This window comes from Pseudomonas viciae (assembly GCF_004786035.1).
Classification (GTDB): domain Bacteria; phylum Pseudomonadota; class Gammaproteobacteria; order Pseudomonadales; family Pseudomonadaceae; genus Aquipseudomonas; species Aquipseudomonas viciae.
Genome location: NZ_CP035088.1, coordinates 3,799,065 through 3,813,828, shown reverse-complemented (window position 1 = coordinate 3,813,828; position 14,764 = coordinate 3,799,065). Strand labels below are relative to the sequence as shown.

Genomic DNA, 14,764 nt, shown 5'->3' with positions numbered 1-14,764 from the left:
ATGACCGACCGTTGCCGCTATCGCTCTCGTGTACTGCTAGGCCTGTGTACCAGTTGGGCAGCAATCATTCCTGTATGGGCCGCTGAGGAGGGGCTGAGCCTGACCGCTGCCTACGACGCCTCACGCCTCAACGATCCGACTGTGCAATCGGCCGCCCACGCCTTTGAGGCTTCGCGGCATGAGGAGGACATCGGTCGCGGCGGCCTCTACCCGCAAGTGTCGCTGTCCTCGCGCTACGGCTACGGTGGGCGTACCGACGGCGGTGACGACAGTGGCTACGTCAACAGTAACGATTACCAGGCGAACAACGTCACCCTGGCTGCGCAGCAACCGCTCTACGACAAGGGGCGCTGGGCGGCGTATCAAGAGGGCAAGGCCAGGGGGCAATTGGGCAATCAGTTATTCGACGTTGCCGGCCAGACCCTGTACGACCGGGTGGCCAAAGGGTATTTCGACGTCGCCCGGGCCGAGAACGAAATCAAGTTGATCACCCAGCAGAAAGCCGTCATCAACGGGTTGGTCACCCAGAGCAAAAAACTCTATCAGGGAGGCCAGGGCGCGATCACCGATATCGACGAAGCCCAGGCGCGACTCGATCTGGTGGAGGCCCAGGAGGCCGAAGCCCAGGCCCGTCGAGTGGCTGCGCTGCGAGCGTTGTCCGGTCGGGCGAGTGTGCCCATCGATGATATCCAGCCGATGCGCGAGGAGATTGCCGCCGGCAGTCCGATCCCACCGGAGCAGGATTTGCCCTACTGGACGGCGATCGCCCGTGAGGCTAGCCCGGAACTGGCGGCGCGGCTGGCGGCGGTGAGAGTCGCCGAGGCGCAGGCCGACAGCCAGCGCGCCGGGCATTACCCGACCCTGTCGCTGACCACGCAACTGACCCGCCGGGAAACCCGCCAGTACCAGGAGCTCGACCCGCGCCAGGACACCTACTACGTGGGGGTTCAGTTGGATATTCCGTTGTACCGTGGCGGCGCGGTACGCGCTTCCGTGGCCAAGGCCGAAGCGCAACTGGCCGGTGCCCAGTCCGACTATGACGTGCAGCGGCAACAATTGGCCGAGGATATCGAAGCCGATTACCTGGGGGTGGTGGCCGGGTTCACCAAGAGCAAGGCGATGCAGCGTGCGGTGGAGTCCAATCAGCGGGCACTGACCTCCACGGAAAAAGGCTTCCAGGGCGGCGTGCGCTCCACGGTGGATATTCTTGATGCGCAGCAACGGCTATTCCAGGCCCGTCGAGACCTGCTCAACACCAAACTCGACATGCTGCAAAGCTATGTGAGCCTGCACACCCACACCGGCCAGATGAACCGCGCGGTCCTGGAGCGGGTGCAAAGCCTGTTTTGAACAACCCGGGATGCCCACCAAAGCTTAAGATCTCAGCCTACTGCCTGTGGTGAACTTCGAGTTTTGAGGCACAGCCAATCCCCTGTGGGAGCGAGCCTGCTCGCGATAGCGGTGGGTCGCTCAGCATCCATGCTGAATGACTCGCCCCATCAGATCAGGCGGTGAAGTCGCTGGCATGCAGCTCCTTGACGCCCACCAGTTCGAATTCGAACTCGGGGGTGGCGTCGGCGTTGGTGCTGCCGTAGACGATGCCATCGACAAAGCGCAGTTGGCCGGTGGCGTTGGTGGGGTCGAAGGCGTTGCTGCCGATGAACGTGAAGGCGTCGACCGTGGCGGTCAGCGGGTTGGCGTCCAGGCCGGTGAGATCAAGGTGATCGCCCTCGGTGGTCTTGAAGCCGTTGATCACATCGCGCAAAGCACCGACGCCCATGTCCGACAACGCGCCGAACGCATAGGTGTCGGCGCCCGTGCCACCGGTGAGGTTGTCGGTGCCTGCGCCGCCAATCAGTCGATCATCGCCCGAACCACCCACCAGCGTATCGTTGCCCGCGCCACCGTTCAGAACGTTCGCCGCGCTATTTCCCGACAGCGTGTCGGCGTAGGCGCCTCCCGTGAGGTTCTCGATGAATTTCAGGGTGTCGAGCCCGGACTCCACGGTGTTCTGTTGCGCAGAGGTCGAGAGGTTCACGGTAACGCCGGCCAGGGCCCGTTCAAACGAGACCGTGTCATTGCCGTCGCGCCCATCCAGCACGTTGTTGCCGGCGCCGGCGAACAGCGTGTTGTCCAGGGCGTTGCCCGTGCCATTGGCGGCGCCCGTGCTGTCGATATACAAATTCTCGACGTTGTTGCCCAGGGTATAGGCCGCCAAGCTGCTGTGGACACTGTCGATGCCGCCAGGCACCGTGTTGCTGTTGGTCTCGATCACGGCGTCGTCGGCGTTGTCGACATAGTAAGTGTCGTTGCCATCGCCACCGCTCATGCTGTCGACCCCGGCGGCGCCATCGATCACGTTATTGGCGGCGTTGCCGGTGATGAAGTTGCGCCGCTCATTGCCAGTGCCGTCGATCTCCGACACCCCGGTGAGCACCAGGTTTTCGAGATTGGCGCCCAGGGTCCAACTGACCGACGCTTGCACCGTATCGACCTGAGCGGTCGAGGTGTTGCTTTCCACCACGCTGTCGAACGCGTTGTCGACCACATAGATATCGTTGCCATCGCCACCGGTCAGGGTGTCGGCACCCAGGTCGCCATCCAGGGTGTCGTTACCCGAGCTGCCGACCAGGGTATCGTCCTGGTCGGTGCCGGCAATCATTCCACCTTGGTTCTGCGCGTTGTCGAAAATGTCCTGCACGCTGTTGTTGTCGTTGGGGTTGCCCTGGAAGCCAAGATCATCGGCGATGTAGTCGGCCAGGCGCTGGCCGACGATTTCCGCCGATTCCTCGTGCAAGTGCCAGACGTCATCGGGGTACACCAGCGGATCGACTTCGTAGCGCAAGGGCAGGTCGGTGTAGTCCACCGCCAGTTTGACGTCGGCGCGTTCGGCGGCCATGGCCTCCTGGGCGGCGCGGACGTAGCCGACACCCTCGACGATGGAGGCGATTTTCTCCTCCGAATAGCCCCGGGCACGGGCGGCATCCTCCTCGTAGTGACCGGTTTCCATCAGGTACACGCTGAAATTGCCGAACTGGGCGTGCAGGTAATCAAACACCTTCAGGGTCGCGGCCTTGTAGGCCGCTGCCGCCGCCACTTTGTCCGTGGACCGGGCGATCTCCTGGGCGGCTTCCTCGCCCTGGCCCCAAATGATGCCCATGGTGACGTTATCGATCGATTGCAGCTCGGTGAGTTGTTCGCGCAACAGCGTCACGGCCCGCAACAGCGCAGGTCCCGGTTGGTTGGTGTCGGTCAACCACCAGCACAATTTGAGCTCATCGGGTCCCAGGGTGGACAGGCCGTTGACCGTGCTGCCGCCCACCGCGATGTCGATGCCATTGCCGTCGGCATCGGTGAACTGGCTGCGCACGTCATAGGTGGTGTACCGGTCCAGGTCATTGACCAGCATGGAGGTGCCGGACTGGTCGTCATCTTCGGTCATGCGCAGCAGGCGCGCATTGGATTGGCCAAGGGTCGGCATGTAGAGGATGTCTTGCTGGGCACGTTCGCCAAACACGAAATCACTGGCGGTCAGGGTGTTGAGGTAGTTGCCGCTGAGGGCGATTTCAAAACGATTGCCCTCGGCGTCGGCCTCGGCGGATTTGATGTAGGTCTTGTCGCCAGCCGCGTTCAGGGTCATGTACAGCGTGCCATTGCTGCCATCGCCAAGGCCGAGAAAACCCAGTCCTGAAACGTCGATTTTGTCGACGCCTGCGGTGAAGTCATAGATCGTGTCGGTGGCCGTCACGCCACCCGTGTCGTAGTCGCGATAGCTGTCGAGGACGTTGGTGTAGCGGAAGGTGTCGGCACCGTCGCCGCCGTACAGCGAGTCGCGTCCGGCGCCGCCGTCGACGATGTCCGTGCCGGTGCCGGCCTTGATCGTGTCGTTGCCAGCGAGGCCGAGGATCAGGTCCGCGCCGGCCGTGCCGTTGAGGGTTTCGGCGTTGTTAGTGCCGGTGATGGTGTTGGCGGGCGCATCGGCCACGGTCAGGGCGAAGCTGTCGCTGACCGAAGCGCCTGAAGGATCGGTGGCCTTGACCAGGACGTTGTAGTTGCCGGACGCGGTGCTGGTGGGGGTACCGGTGAAGGTCAGGTTGCTGGCATTGAAGCTCAGCCAGGCGGGCAGGGCGCTGCCATCGGCCAGGGTTGCGGTGTAGGTCAGTACATCCTGGTTGGCATCGGTGAAGCTGTCGTGGGTCACGGTGTAGCTGAACGGCGTGCTTTCGGTGGCATTCTGGTCGAGGAGCGGGATGGCCACGACCGGTGCCACATTGCTGGGCGTGTTCTGGTCGGCGAAGACAAAATGACTGGCCGTCAGGCTGCTCACCAGGTTGCCCGCCAGCGATACCTCGAAGCGGTTGCCGTTGGCGTCCACCGTGAGGTCCTTGAGGTAGGTGCGGTTGGTGGAGGCGCTGTAGGTCACTTGCAGTGTGCCGTTCAGGCCATTGCCCAGGCCGGTGTAGCCGAGCGCCGAGACGTCGATTTTGTCGGCGGCCACATCGAAATCGAGGATCTGGTCACTGGCGCTGGTGGAGCTGGTGCGGTAGCTGTCGAGCTTGGAGGCGTAGCGAAACACATCGGCACCCGCACCGCCGGTGAGTTTGTCCACGCCAGTACCCCCCACCAGGATGTCGTTGCCGGCGGCGCCATTGAGGGTGTCGTTACCGGCGCCGCCAAACAGCTGCTCGTTGGCCGCGGTGCCGGTCAGCGTGTCGTTGTTTGGTGTGCCGTTGATCACGGTGGGGGCGGTGGGCACGTCCTGCACCGCGAGGGTAAAGCTGTCGCTGACGGTGGCGTTGCTGCCGTCGGTCGCGGTGACCTGTATGGAGTAAGTACCCGACGCAGTGTCGCTGGGGGTGCCGCTGAACGTACGGGTGGCCGCATCGAAAACCAGCCAACTGGGCAGGGCGCTGCCATTGGCCAGCTTGGCGGTGTAGCTGAGGCTGTCGTTATCCGGGTCGGTAAAGCTGGTGGCCGGCACCACGTAGCTGAACGGGGTGTTTTCGGTCGCGTTCTGGTCCAGCAACGGCGTGGCCAGTACCGGTGCCTGGTTGGTTGGCGAGGAGGTGGCGAAGACAAAATTGGCGTTGGTCAGCGTGTTGAGGTAGTTGCCGTCCAATGCCACTTCGAAGCGGTTGCCATTGGCGTCGGCGTCCAGGGACTTGATGTAGGTCTTGGTGCCGGCACTGTTGAGTACCAGGTACACGGTGTTGTTCCTGCCATCCCCCAGGCCAGTGAAGCCCATGGCTGAAAGGTCGATTTTGTCGGCGGAGATATTGAAGTCGGTGATCACGTCGCCAAGATTGGCGCCGCCGGTGTTGTAGTTGCGGTAACTGTCCAGGCGGTTGGAAAACACAAAGGTGTCCGCCCCGGTGCCACCGGTAAGGGTATCCATGCCGGCGCCGCCGTCGAGTTTGTCGTCGCCCGCGCCGCCACTGAGGCTGTCGTTGCCCGCCAGGCCGAGCAGGGTGTCAGCGGCATCGCTACCCGACAGCGAGTCGCTGGCGCTGGTGCCGGTGATCACACGATTGAAGATGAAGTTGCTGGCGGTCAGGGTGCTGGCCAGGTTGCCCGAAAGGATCAGTTCGAAGCGATTGCCGCTGGCATCGGCGTCGTAGTCCTTGATGTAGGTGCGGTTGCTGCTGGCGTTGTAGCTGACTTGCAGGGTGCCGCCACGGCCATTGCCCAGGCCGGTGAAACCGAGGCCGGCGAGGTCGATCTTGTCCTGGGTGACATCGAAGTCGGTGATGGTGTCATCGAAACTTGAGGTGGCGTTCCGGTAACTGTCGGATTGAGCGACGAACCGGAACGTATCGGCGCCCGTGCCGCCAGTGAGTTTGTCGAGGCCTGCACCACCCACCAGAATATCGACACCGGCTCCGCCATTGATGGTGTCGTTGCCGGCGCCGCCGTAGAAAATCTCGCTGGCGGCGCTGCCCAGCAGGGTGTCGTTGCCCGCCGTGCCTTGCACGGTGGTCATCGGCACGGTGGCGCTGACATAGCTGCCGTCGCCATAGACCAGCGTGGCGCCCTTGCTGGTGTGGCTGATGGTGTTGGCAATGATCGCGTTGCGATCAGTGCCGTCTTCGTTGCGTTCGGCGACACCGTAGGTCGACAGGTCGCTGCCGCTGATGACGTTGCCCTGGATCGTGTTATCGCTGCCGTTGAAGTACTTGCCGGACACCCCCAGGGTGTCATCGTAGGACTGGATGATGATTTCCGGTACCGGTGCGCCCAGGGAATTGTTGTTGAGTGTGTTATCGATGATCTCGACGTGGTTACTGCCGTAGATGCGGATCCCGGCGCTGGTGTTGTCGTGAATGTCGACGCCGCTGACGGTCACTTCGCTGGACAGCTTGATCAGCACCCCTTCGGCGCCGTTGCCGTACACCTCGCCACCGGTGATGGTGATGTTGCTGGGCGAGGGAATGTCCTCGCTGCCACGCTGCACCACGATGCCATTGCCGCCATTGTCGTAGGCGACGTTATTGGTCATGGTGAAATCGTGGGTGCTGGTGACGACGTTGAAACCGTGACGGTCGTTGTCGTAGGCGATGTTGTTTTCGAAGGTGCTGTCACTGAGGAAGTCGGCAACGAAGCCATCCAGGCCGTTGCCGTGGGCCACGCTGTTCTTGATGACCATGTTGACGGTTTGCTCATGGGGGTCGAAACCGTACCCGGAGCAGTCCTTGATCTCGACGCTGTCGAGGGTGACGTTGGAGTCGTAGCCCTCTTCGCCAGGGATATAGCCGTTGAACCAGCCGTCGATCTTGCCTGTGGTGTTGTCACGGTTGCCGTCGATGGTGAGGTTGCTGACTCCGAAGTCGTGGGTTTCCTCGCCATAGGCGGAGCGGATGATCCCGGTGATTTTGGTGTCGGAGCCGTCCGCCACCTTGACCGTGGTTTCGCCCATGCCGTCGCCGTACAGGTAGACGTTGCTTTTAAGCATCAAACAGCCGTCGGAGGGTTCCTCGCCTGCCGAAACGATATAAGTTCCGGTCGGCATGTACACCTGACCTCCACCTGCCGCGGCCGCCGCATCAATCGCACTTTGTATCGCCGCCGTGTCATCGGTGATGCCATCTCCTTTGGCGCCAAAATATTGTACGTTGAAAATCATGAGCTTATCTCCGTATCTGGCTAGAACCGCGCTAGATGCCAATATTCCATCGGCAGCCACCGTGTTATGACCCAGCGGAGCGCAAAAGTTGTGACCGAATATCGGTGAAGTGTCAAAAAAACGGAGTAACTGATCAACGGTTGTGAGGTGTTTCAAAAAAGTAACGTTATGTTGACGGTTTCAGCGGCGTAATCCTGTGGGAGATTCTATGTTGCAGGGGAACCCTGCAACCCTGAATTTGGTTGGTATTCGCTCTGATTTTTCATCAGGGCGAATGCTACCCGACACAACTTGCGAGCGAGGATAACCAAGGCCTGAGTTCTGGCCAGGCCTCGTGCCAAGAAGGCCTCATAGTAAGGTTTCCAGGCAGGAGACCGACAGGCCGCCATCGCGGCGTTGTGCGCCAAGCGTCGTAGCTCCCCGTCCCCTTTTTTGCTCAAGTGACGAGGACTGTGCTTCTTCCCTGAATCTTTTGGACGCAAATCCATCCCCAAGAAAGCAATGAATGCATCGCCACTGACGAAGTGACCGCGCATGAATGCGGTCGCCAAGCCAATGGCCGTCAGTTCACCAATCCCTTCAATGGCTTTGCAGCGGTTGATGTTTTCAGTGATCCCTGCCGCTTGGCTGGCCTCACGCATTAGTTTCTGAATGGCCTGATCGGACTCTTTGAAGACCTCCAACTGCCGGGCCAAGATGTCCTTCAGACGCGGTTCGTTCGAAAAGCTCAGCACGATGCTGACGCGGGCCTTGATGAGTGCCGCACGTTTTCTAAGCAGGCTTTTTAACACTTTGTAGGCTTCTGGAGGTGGGCTCCAGATACGCAGCCTTGCTTGTTCGTTCGTTAGATAACGAGCCAGCAAACGCGCATCACAAGGATCAGTTTTAGCCCGCAGACCAATACTTTCACGGTAATGAGCCACCCGATAAGGATCCACAACGTAAACATGAAACCCCATTCCATGGGCCAGCTCAGCTGTGTCCAGGTGATAAAAACTGGTGGCTTCCAGCGCAATCGAGCTTTGGGCTGGTAGTGTTTTGAGCCACCGGCCAAGAGCGTCTCGATTGTTGTCGATGGCTTGAGTGATTTTCAGGTCTTCGCGGTAAACGACGATTTCGGCCTTCGCTACATCGATACCAATAACCGTTGGTGAGTTAAGGATTGTCATGACGAATCCTCGGAGCTAGGGTTTAGGTGCTTGTCGGGGTCTACCTTTGCGCTGGCTTGCCTCTATCGTCGGTTTTACCGATGAATTCCTTATCGGCGCTTTAGGTAGAAAGGGCGGAACGAGAAGTCTCCCACGGTCCGTACTGGCTAGAGTCGGAATCGAGCTTTTAGTCCCGCCCACCCCTTCAAGTCTAAACATACAAGCGAGCTTATACCGGACACATGCTTTCCTTGATTGGCATCAACCCCCTCGTACCGCCCGCGCGATAACCTCGAATAAACCGCCGCCCGGTCAAGCCGGGTGGCCGAGGAGTCCCATGAGCTATCCGCTGTTTCTGACATTGCACCTGTTCGCCGCACTGGTGTTCATCGGCACGGTGTTTTTCGAGGTGCTGTTCCTCGAGAGCATCCGTAAACAACTGCCCGCCAAGGTCATGGTGCTGCTGGAGCAAGGCATCAGCCAACGCGCGCGCCAGTTGATGCCGTGGGTGCTGCTGGTGCTGTTCGGCGCCGGTGGCGCCATGGTCTGGCTGCGCTATTGGCCGTTGCTGTCGTCGCCATTGCAATCATCCTTCGGTTTGCTGCTGGGGCTGAAGATCCTGCTGGCGGGCAGTGTGCTGGGACATTTTCTCTGGGCCATGTGGTTGTTCAGAAGCGCCCGCATGAACGCCCGTTACGTGCACATCATCCATACCAGTGTGTTTCTCCATATGGTGGCGATTGTGTTGCTGGCCAAGGGCATGTTCTACGTCACGTGGTGAGCGATAGCGGCGTGGTTCCAAGGCGCTTGATACAGGTCAAGGAGCCCCGGCGGATAACGTCGGACACTGTCGCCGTGCTGCCACTCGGAGATTGTCATGTTCGACCTGTTTCAAACCCTCGGAGAGCGACCTGCGGGAAGTGCCCCGGCGGTGGCTGATGCCGATTGCCCGGTCGGCACGCGAAAATTCCATGGTGGTATCGGCTCGCTCGACCTGCTGCGCGGATTGCGTGACAGCCGCCAGACGCGGCGCCCTCTGTCCCTTTCGGTGCATCTGCCTTCGCGTTTGAGACTGGCGTCGTGTTCGCCATTGGCCAGCGTTTGTCGGTGCGGGGAAATCGAGGGCTATCTGCAACGCCTGACGTATGAGATGGGCCTGGTCGGCTGCCATCTGGGGCCGGGGCGGCGGGTCGAACAGTTTTGCCTGACCGGTGGCACCCCAGTGATCGCTCATTTGCAGAAGCTGATGAGTGATCTGCGCAAACGCTTCGACTTCTGCGAATACGACAGCGGCGATCACAGCATCGAAGTGGATCTGCACCACACCGACTGGTCGACCATGGGTCTGATTCGGGACCAGGGTTTCACCCATGTCAGCATTGGTGTGCCGGACATCGGCGCTGACAGTGATTTGTCGGTCGATTGCTATCAGAACCCGGCCCCGATTCATTCGCTGATCGATGCGGCGCGGACCTTTGGTTTTCGCTCGATCAACATTGACCTTGGCTACGGCCATGCCTGGCAGACGCCCCACAGTTTCGCCCTGAAGCTGGCCACGCTGATCGAGCTGGAGCCCGATCGGCTGTACGTTTTCGACTATGCCCGCGCGCCTTATCGTTACCGCTCGAAAAACGCTGGGGTGGCCGGCGCTTTTTGCAGCCAGGCCGACAAGGAGGCCATGCGGCGGATTTGCTGCGAGCAACTGCTCGGCGCGGGTTATCACTACATCGGCCTGGGGCAGTTCGTCAGGGCCGACGATGACCTGGCGGTTGCCCAGGAGCACGGTCGCCTGCATCGCAATTGCCAGGGTTTTACCCGCCACGGTTGCTGCGATCACGTGGGGTTTGGCTTGTCGGCCGTCACCCAGATCGAACATTTGTACGTGCAGAACACTGACGATCTGCTGCAGTACTGTCAGCAGCTGGACGCCGGGCAGTTGCCGGTGTGTCGTGGCTGGCGCTGCGAGGCGCAGGATCAGGTCAGTGCGACCGTGATCGAACAGCTTTCCTGCGACCTGGAGCTGGATATCCCGGCCATCGAGGCGCGTTTTGGCTTGCAGTTTCGCGAACACTTCGCGTCGATCTGGCCGTTGCTGGAGATGTTGCACGACAAGGGCTTGATTGAACTGTCGAGCCGTTTCATCGGCATCCTGCCCGCTGGGCGCCTGACTGTGGACGCGATCTGCAATCTGTTCGATCCCACGTTGGATGACGCAGGCCCACATACTTTTGAAAAGTTGAATCCTTCATGAATGCTGTATCCGGTTTCAATCGTGCCCTGGTGGAAAAATACGACCGCCCGGGGCCGCGCTACACCTCTTATCCCACGGCCCCGCAGTTTCACCAGGCGTTTGCCATGGACGAATACCGCCACGCTGCCCAGCGCAGCAACCAGGCGGCAGTGCCCAAGCCGTTATCGGTGTACATCCATATCCCGTTCTGCCAGAGCCTCTGCTATTACTGCGCGTGCAATAAAATCATCACGCGCAAGACCCATCGCGCCGCCGAATACCTGACGTACCTCAAGCGCGAGATTGCCCAGCAGGCCACCTTGTTCGACCGCTCGCGCAAACTGACCCAACTGCACTTGGGAGGAGGTACACCGACTTACCTGACCCATGAACAATTGGCTGATCTGATGGACTGCCTGCACCAATCGTTCGACATGGACGACAGCGACGAGCATGAGTTTTCCATCGAGGTCGATCCTCGGACCATCGATGGGCAACAGATCCAAGGCCTGCGCCAGTTGGGGTTCAACCGCCTGAGTTTCGGCGTCCAGGATTTCGACGCCCAGGTGCAGGTGGCGGTCAATCGAGTACAAAGCGAAGCACAGGTGGCCGAGCTGGTGACGGCGGCCCGCCTGGCGCGCTTCAAGTCTGTCAGTGTGGACCTGATTTATGGCTTGCCACTGCAAACCATCGCCAGTTTCGATGTCACCTTGAGCAAGATCATCGCACTGCGACCCGACCGCATTGCCGCCTACAGCTATGCGCATCTGCCACAACGGGTGAGGGCGCAGCGGATGATCCGCCCCGAAGACATGCCGCCGCCGGAACGCAAGCTGGAGCTGCTCGAGCTGACCATCAATCGCCTCACCGAAGCCGGTTATGTCTACATTGGCATGGACCATTTCGCCTTGCCGGACGATGAGCTGGTGCGCGCCCGCGCCCAGGGCACGTTGCAGCGTAACTTCCAGGGCTATTCCACTCACGCCGACTGCGATTTGATTGGCCTGGGCGTGTCCTCGATCGGCAAGGTCGGCGATAGCTACAACCAGAACGTCAAGGAGCTATCCCAGTATTACGCCCGTCTGGATCAAGGCTTGCTACCGGTGCAGCGCGGCTATCGCCTGAGCGACGATGACCGCTTGCGGCGCGAGGTCATCAGCGAGCTGATGTGCCATGGACGGGTAGAGTTCGGCCAGATCGAGGCCGAGCACGGCATTCGTTTTACCGAGTATTTCGCCGATGCGCTGGAGCGGCTCCGCGAGCAGGTTCGCGACGGCCTGCTGGACATCACCGATCAAGCGCTGGTGCTGCTGCCCCAAGGGCAATTGATGATGCGCAGCGTCGCCATGGCTTTTGACGCGTATCTGGAGGTCGACAAGACGGTCCAGTATTCACGTACGGTCTGACGACGCAGGTAAGAAAGAGCAGGGGGCATCGGGCTGCCCTCGTCACAAGGGCTGGTGTTCGTCCCGATTCCCAGGTTCGCTAGGATCTTTCGCTGCCCGGGGTTCCAGAGATCGGGATCAAGTCGCGGATCGCATAGAAGCCTTGTACCAGGCGCTTCTTGGCCCGGTACTCGCACAGCAGCAGCAAGGTATCGGGCAACTGGGAGATCGACGAAGAGTGTTTGACCACCATTGTTTTACCTCCCGAGCGTAGGCGTACAAGTGCCCCTGGTTCGAATGTGCCCATCTGCAGTCACCTCACAGTCACTTTGTTTGTGCGTTCTACCCAACCTCCGCCCAGGGCCTTGTACAGGTTGACCTCGGCCAGCAACTGCGACAGCCGGTCGACGATCAGGGTTTGTCGGGCGCTGAACAGCGAGCGTTGGGCATCCAGGAACGTCAGGCTGCTATCCACGCCAATGCGATAGCGTCGTTCCGCCAAGCGGTAGTAGTCCTGGTTGGCCTGGACCAGATCGCGTTGGGCGATCAATTGGTCTTTATAGGTCTTGCGCGCCGCCAAGCCATCGGACACTTCCTGGAAGGCGGTCTGGATGGCTTTCTCGTATTGCGACACGCGGATGTCTTTCTGGATCTTCGAATAATTGAGGCTCGCCCGAAGGCTGCCGGCATTGAAAATCGGCAGGTTGATCTGCGGTTGGAACGTCCAACTGCCCGAACCACCCTTGAACAACCCGGACAGTTCGCTGCTCGAACTGCCGGCATTGGCGGTCAGGCTGATGCTCGGAAAGAATGCGGCACGGGCCGCACCGATGTTGGCATTGGCCGATTGCAGCAGGTACTCGGCCTCAAGAATGTCCGGCCGCCGTTGCAACAAGTCCGAAGGCAAGCCTGCGGGCACTTCGCTGAGCAAGTCGGACGCCAGTGGGCGGCCGGGCAGCTCATCGGCGACCGACGTGCCCACCAGCAACGTCAGGTTGTTGAGGTCCTGGGCGACCTGGCGCTGGAATTTGGCCAAGCTGGCCTTGGCGCTTTCCACCGAAGTGCGCGATTGGCTCAAGTCCAGCGCCGAGGCGGTGCCGACCTGATTACTGCGCTCGGTCAGGCGCAGGCTTTGCTCGTAGGACTGTAGGGTGTCGTGGGTCAGCGCCAACAGTTCCTGATCGGCACGCCAGGTCAGGTAGGCGCTGGCCACGCTGGCCACCAGACTCAATTGGGTGCTGCGACGGGCTTCTTCGCTGGACAGGTAGACCAGCGAGGCCTCGTCGCTGAGGCTGCGTATTCGCCCGAACAAGTCCAGCTCATAGGCACTGATTCCCAATGTTGCCGAATACGAGCGGCTAATGCCGGGGGCGCCGGTTCCCGTCAGGTCGGCCGGCAGTCGCTGGCGCGTACCAGTGCCATTGGCACTGACCGCCGGGAAAAGGTCCGCTCGCTGAATCCGATATTGCGCCTGGTAAGCCTCGACGTTCAGGGCCGCCACCCGCAAATCGCGGTTGTTGAGCAGTGCACCTTCGATAAGTTGCTGCAGCACTGGATCCTGGAACAAGTCGCGCCAACCCTGCTCGGCCGCGATAGGACCTGACAGGGCTGGGGCATAGGCAGACGTCTGTGGGTATTGTCCAGCTATCGGTGCAACGGGGCGTTGGTAGTCCGGGATAAGCGAACAACCACCGAGCATGAATGCCGCGGCCGCCAGGGGGCTCAAGAGTCTACGCATTGACCTGCCTCATCGTGGTACCCGTTCAGGTCCCGCAGGCGCGGGCAGGCGGGTTCTGTTGGGTCCGCGCTCACCCGCCGCGCGTCGTCATGATCCGATCATCCATTTCGCCAGCCCATGTCGCCCGCTGACGCCCAGCTTGGCGGCGGCACGTTTGAGATAGGTTTCGATGGAGCTGTTCTTGACCCTGAGCTTTTCTGCGATCTCCGGTACGGTGCCTCCGGCCAGCAACCCCAGGCACACTTCTTTTTCCCGCACCGAAAGGGTCACGTCGCACGGGCTCAGCCGCTCATGGAAATCGCGCTGCAACTGAGTCTGGTCAACGGCATTGAGTAACTGGCTCGTGGCGTTGCCAGGGGTTTTGAAGCAAGACTGCCGATTGAGGTGCGCATGGCGCTCCGCCAGAGGCAGCAGTGTCTCGGAAAGGTATTTCAAAAAGGACAGTTCCCGGAGGGAAAAGTCGCGTTGTACCTGAGGGCGATGCAACGAGATCACACAACGACGATTGGCCTTGCGGGAAATCAGATTGCATTGATGGGATGTGCCGAGGCAGGTGTTGCCTTTTTCGTCCTTCATCCGGGCGTTCAGATGAATCAGCAGGGCGTCATCCACCTCCAGCACTCTTTTCACCAAAGGGTGATCGTTGCGCTGTACCGCGCTGGTAGGGCAGGCGGATTGCATTTGCGCGTATTTCTCTAAACCCACATGCCCTAACAGCTGGACATCGAGGACGTTCGATTGGGTATCGTCGACTGTCCATTCACTCAATTCGAGTCGACTGACAGACACCGATGTTTCGATCATCTGGTGCATGTTGGTCAAGAAACTCTCGTGCCCGACACTTGAAATCAGCTTTCCTAGCTCTACGTAGAGGTGCGATTTCTCCGCGCCCTCAATATACGCATGTCGATTCATTATGCTTATCCTGCATACTGCGAAAAAGCTCTGCATCTCAGTGATCGTTGACGGAAGAAAATCCGACCGCTTCTCAAAATGCTGAAGCCTCTTCTGGATTTGATACCTGGGGTCAAATATCACCTGTGAATCCATTCACAAACAACGGTTCAGCGGGTAGGGCTATTAAGCGTTCCAGCGTAGGAAAAGTCTGTAAGGGAAAACAGGGACATTCCTGGACAGTAGGGT

The 14,764-nt window shown here is 60.1% G+C and carries 9 protein-coding genes; 4 read left to right on the top strand and 5 right to left on the bottom strand.

The window, feature by feature from the left end:
• Positions 1–1,350: a TolC family outer membrane protein gene (locus tag EPZ47_RS16390; protein ID WP_135845748.1), complete on the top strand. Its 1,350-nt coding sequence runs from the start codon at positions 1–3 to the stop codon at positions 1,348–1,350.
• A 154-nt stretch (positions 1,351–1,504) separates the two neighbouring features.
• Here EPZ47_RS16390 and EPZ47_RS16385 read toward each other — a convergent pair whose 3' ends face one another.
• Both EPZ47_RS16385 and EPZ47_RS16380 read right to left on the bottom strand, forming a co-directional pair.
• Positions 1,505–7,120, bottom strand: a complete 5,616-nt coding sequence (locus EPZ47_RS16385) for a putative Ig domain-containing protein (protein WP_135845747.1) — start codon at positions 7,118–7,120, stop codon at positions 1,505–1,507.
• A 206-nt stretch (positions 7,121–7,326) separates the two neighbouring features.
• Positions 7,327–8,289, bottom strand: a complete 963-nt coding sequence (locus EPZ47_RS16380) for an IS110 family transposase (protein WP_135845746.1) — start codon at positions 8,287–8,289, stop codon at positions 7,327–7,329.
• Between the two features lie 316 nt (positions 8,290–8,605).
• On the opposite strand from EPZ47_RS16380, the gene EPZ47_RS16375 reads away from it, so the two are divergent.
• The 3 genes from EPZ47_RS16375 to hemN all read left to right on the top strand — a co-directional run bounded on the left by EPZ47_RS16375 (position 8,606) and on the right by hemN (position 11,904).
• Positions 8,606–9,049 (top strand): CopD family copper resistance protein, encoded by a 444-nt coding sequence (locus tag EPZ47_RS16375; RefSeq protein WP_135845745.1) that lies wholly within the window; start codon positions 8,606–8,608, stop codon positions 9,047–9,049.
• Between the two features lie 96 nt (positions 9,050–9,145).
• The gene (locus EPZ47_RS16370) at positions 9,146–10,519 is read left to right on the top strand and encodes an oxygen-independent coproporphyrinogen III oxidase (RefSeq protein WP_135845744.1); all 1,374 of its coding nucleotides are present in this window, start codon (positions 9,146–9,148) and stop codon (positions 10,517–10,519) included.
• Positions 10,516–11,904, top strand: coding sequence for an oxygen-independent coproporphyrinogen III oxidase (gene hemN / locus EPZ47_RS16365; RefSeq protein WP_135845743.1), 1,389 nt, complete (start codon positions 10,516–10,518; stop codon positions 11,902–11,904). Before EPZ47_RS16370 ends, hemN begins: the two co-directional genes overlap by 4 nt.
• A 79-nt stretch (positions 11,905–11,983) precedes the next feature.
• On the opposite strand, the gene EPZ47_RS16360 is transcribed toward hemN, so the two are convergent.
• From EPZ47_RS16360 to EPZ47_RS16350, 3 genes are all read right to left on the bottom strand, one after another.
• A complete protein-coding gene (locus EPZ47_RS16360; RefSeq protein ID WP_135845742.1) occupies positions 11,984–12,190 on the bottom strand; it encodes a hypothetical protein in 207 nt (68 codons plus the stop codon).
• A gap of 6 nt (positions 12,191–12,196) precedes the next feature.
• A complete protein-coding gene (adeC, locus tag EPZ47_RS16355) occupies positions 12,197–13,621 on the bottom strand; it encodes an AdeC/AdeK/OprM family multidrug efflux complex outer membrane factor (RefSeq protein ID WP_135845741.1) in 1,425 nt (474 codons plus the stop codon).
• An 87-nt stretch (positions 13,622–13,708) separates the two neighbouring features.
• Positions 13,709–14,536, bottom strand: coding sequence for a helix-turn-helix transcriptional regulator (locus EPZ47_RS16350; RefSeq protein ID WP_135845740.1), 828 nt, complete (start codon positions 14,534–14,536; stop codon positions 13,709–13,711).
• Between the last annotated feature and the right edge of the window lie 228 nt (positions 14,537–14,764).

What these genes read in the sequence shown, in the direction of transcription:
- EPZ47_RS16390 (WP_135845748.1), top strand. Translation starts at nt 1, where the DNA reads ATGACCGACCGTTGCCGCTATCGCTCTCGTGTACTGCTAGGCCTGTGT.
- hemN (WP_135845743.1), top strand. Translation starts at nt 10,516, where the DNA reads ATGAATGCTGTATCCGGTTTCAATCGTGCCCTGGTGGAAAAATACGAC.
- EPZ47_RS16360 (WP_135845742.1), bottom strand. Translation starts at nt 12,190, where the DNA reads ATGGGCACATTCGAACCAGGGGCACTTGTACGCCTACGCTCGGGAGGT.
- EPZ47_RS16380 (WP_135845746.1), bottom strand. Translation starts at nt 8,289, where the DNA reads ATGACAATCCTTAACTCACCAACGGTTATTGGTATCGATGTAGCGAAG.
- EPZ47_RS16385 (WP_135845747.1), bottom strand. Translation starts at nt 7,120, where the DNA reads ATGATTTTCAACGTACAATATTTTGGCGCCAAAGGAGATGGCATCACC.
- EPZ47_RS16350 (WP_135845740.1), bottom strand. Translation starts at nt 14,536, where the DNA reads ATGAATCGACATGCGTATATTGAGGGCGCGGAGAAATCGCACCTCTAC.
- EPZ47_RS16370 (WP_135845744.1), top strand. Translation starts at nt 9,146, where the DNA reads ATGTTCGACCTGTTTCAAACCCTCGGAGAGCGACCTGCGGGAAGTGCC.
- EPZ47_RS16375 (WP_135845745.1), top strand. Translation starts at nt 8,606, where the DNA reads ATGAGCTATCCGCTGTTTCTGACATTGCACCTGTTCGCCGCACTGGTG.
- adeC (WP_135845741.1), bottom strand. Translation starts at nt 13,621, where the DNA reads ATGCGTAGACTCTTGAGCCCCCTGGCGGCCGCGGCATTCATGCTCGGT.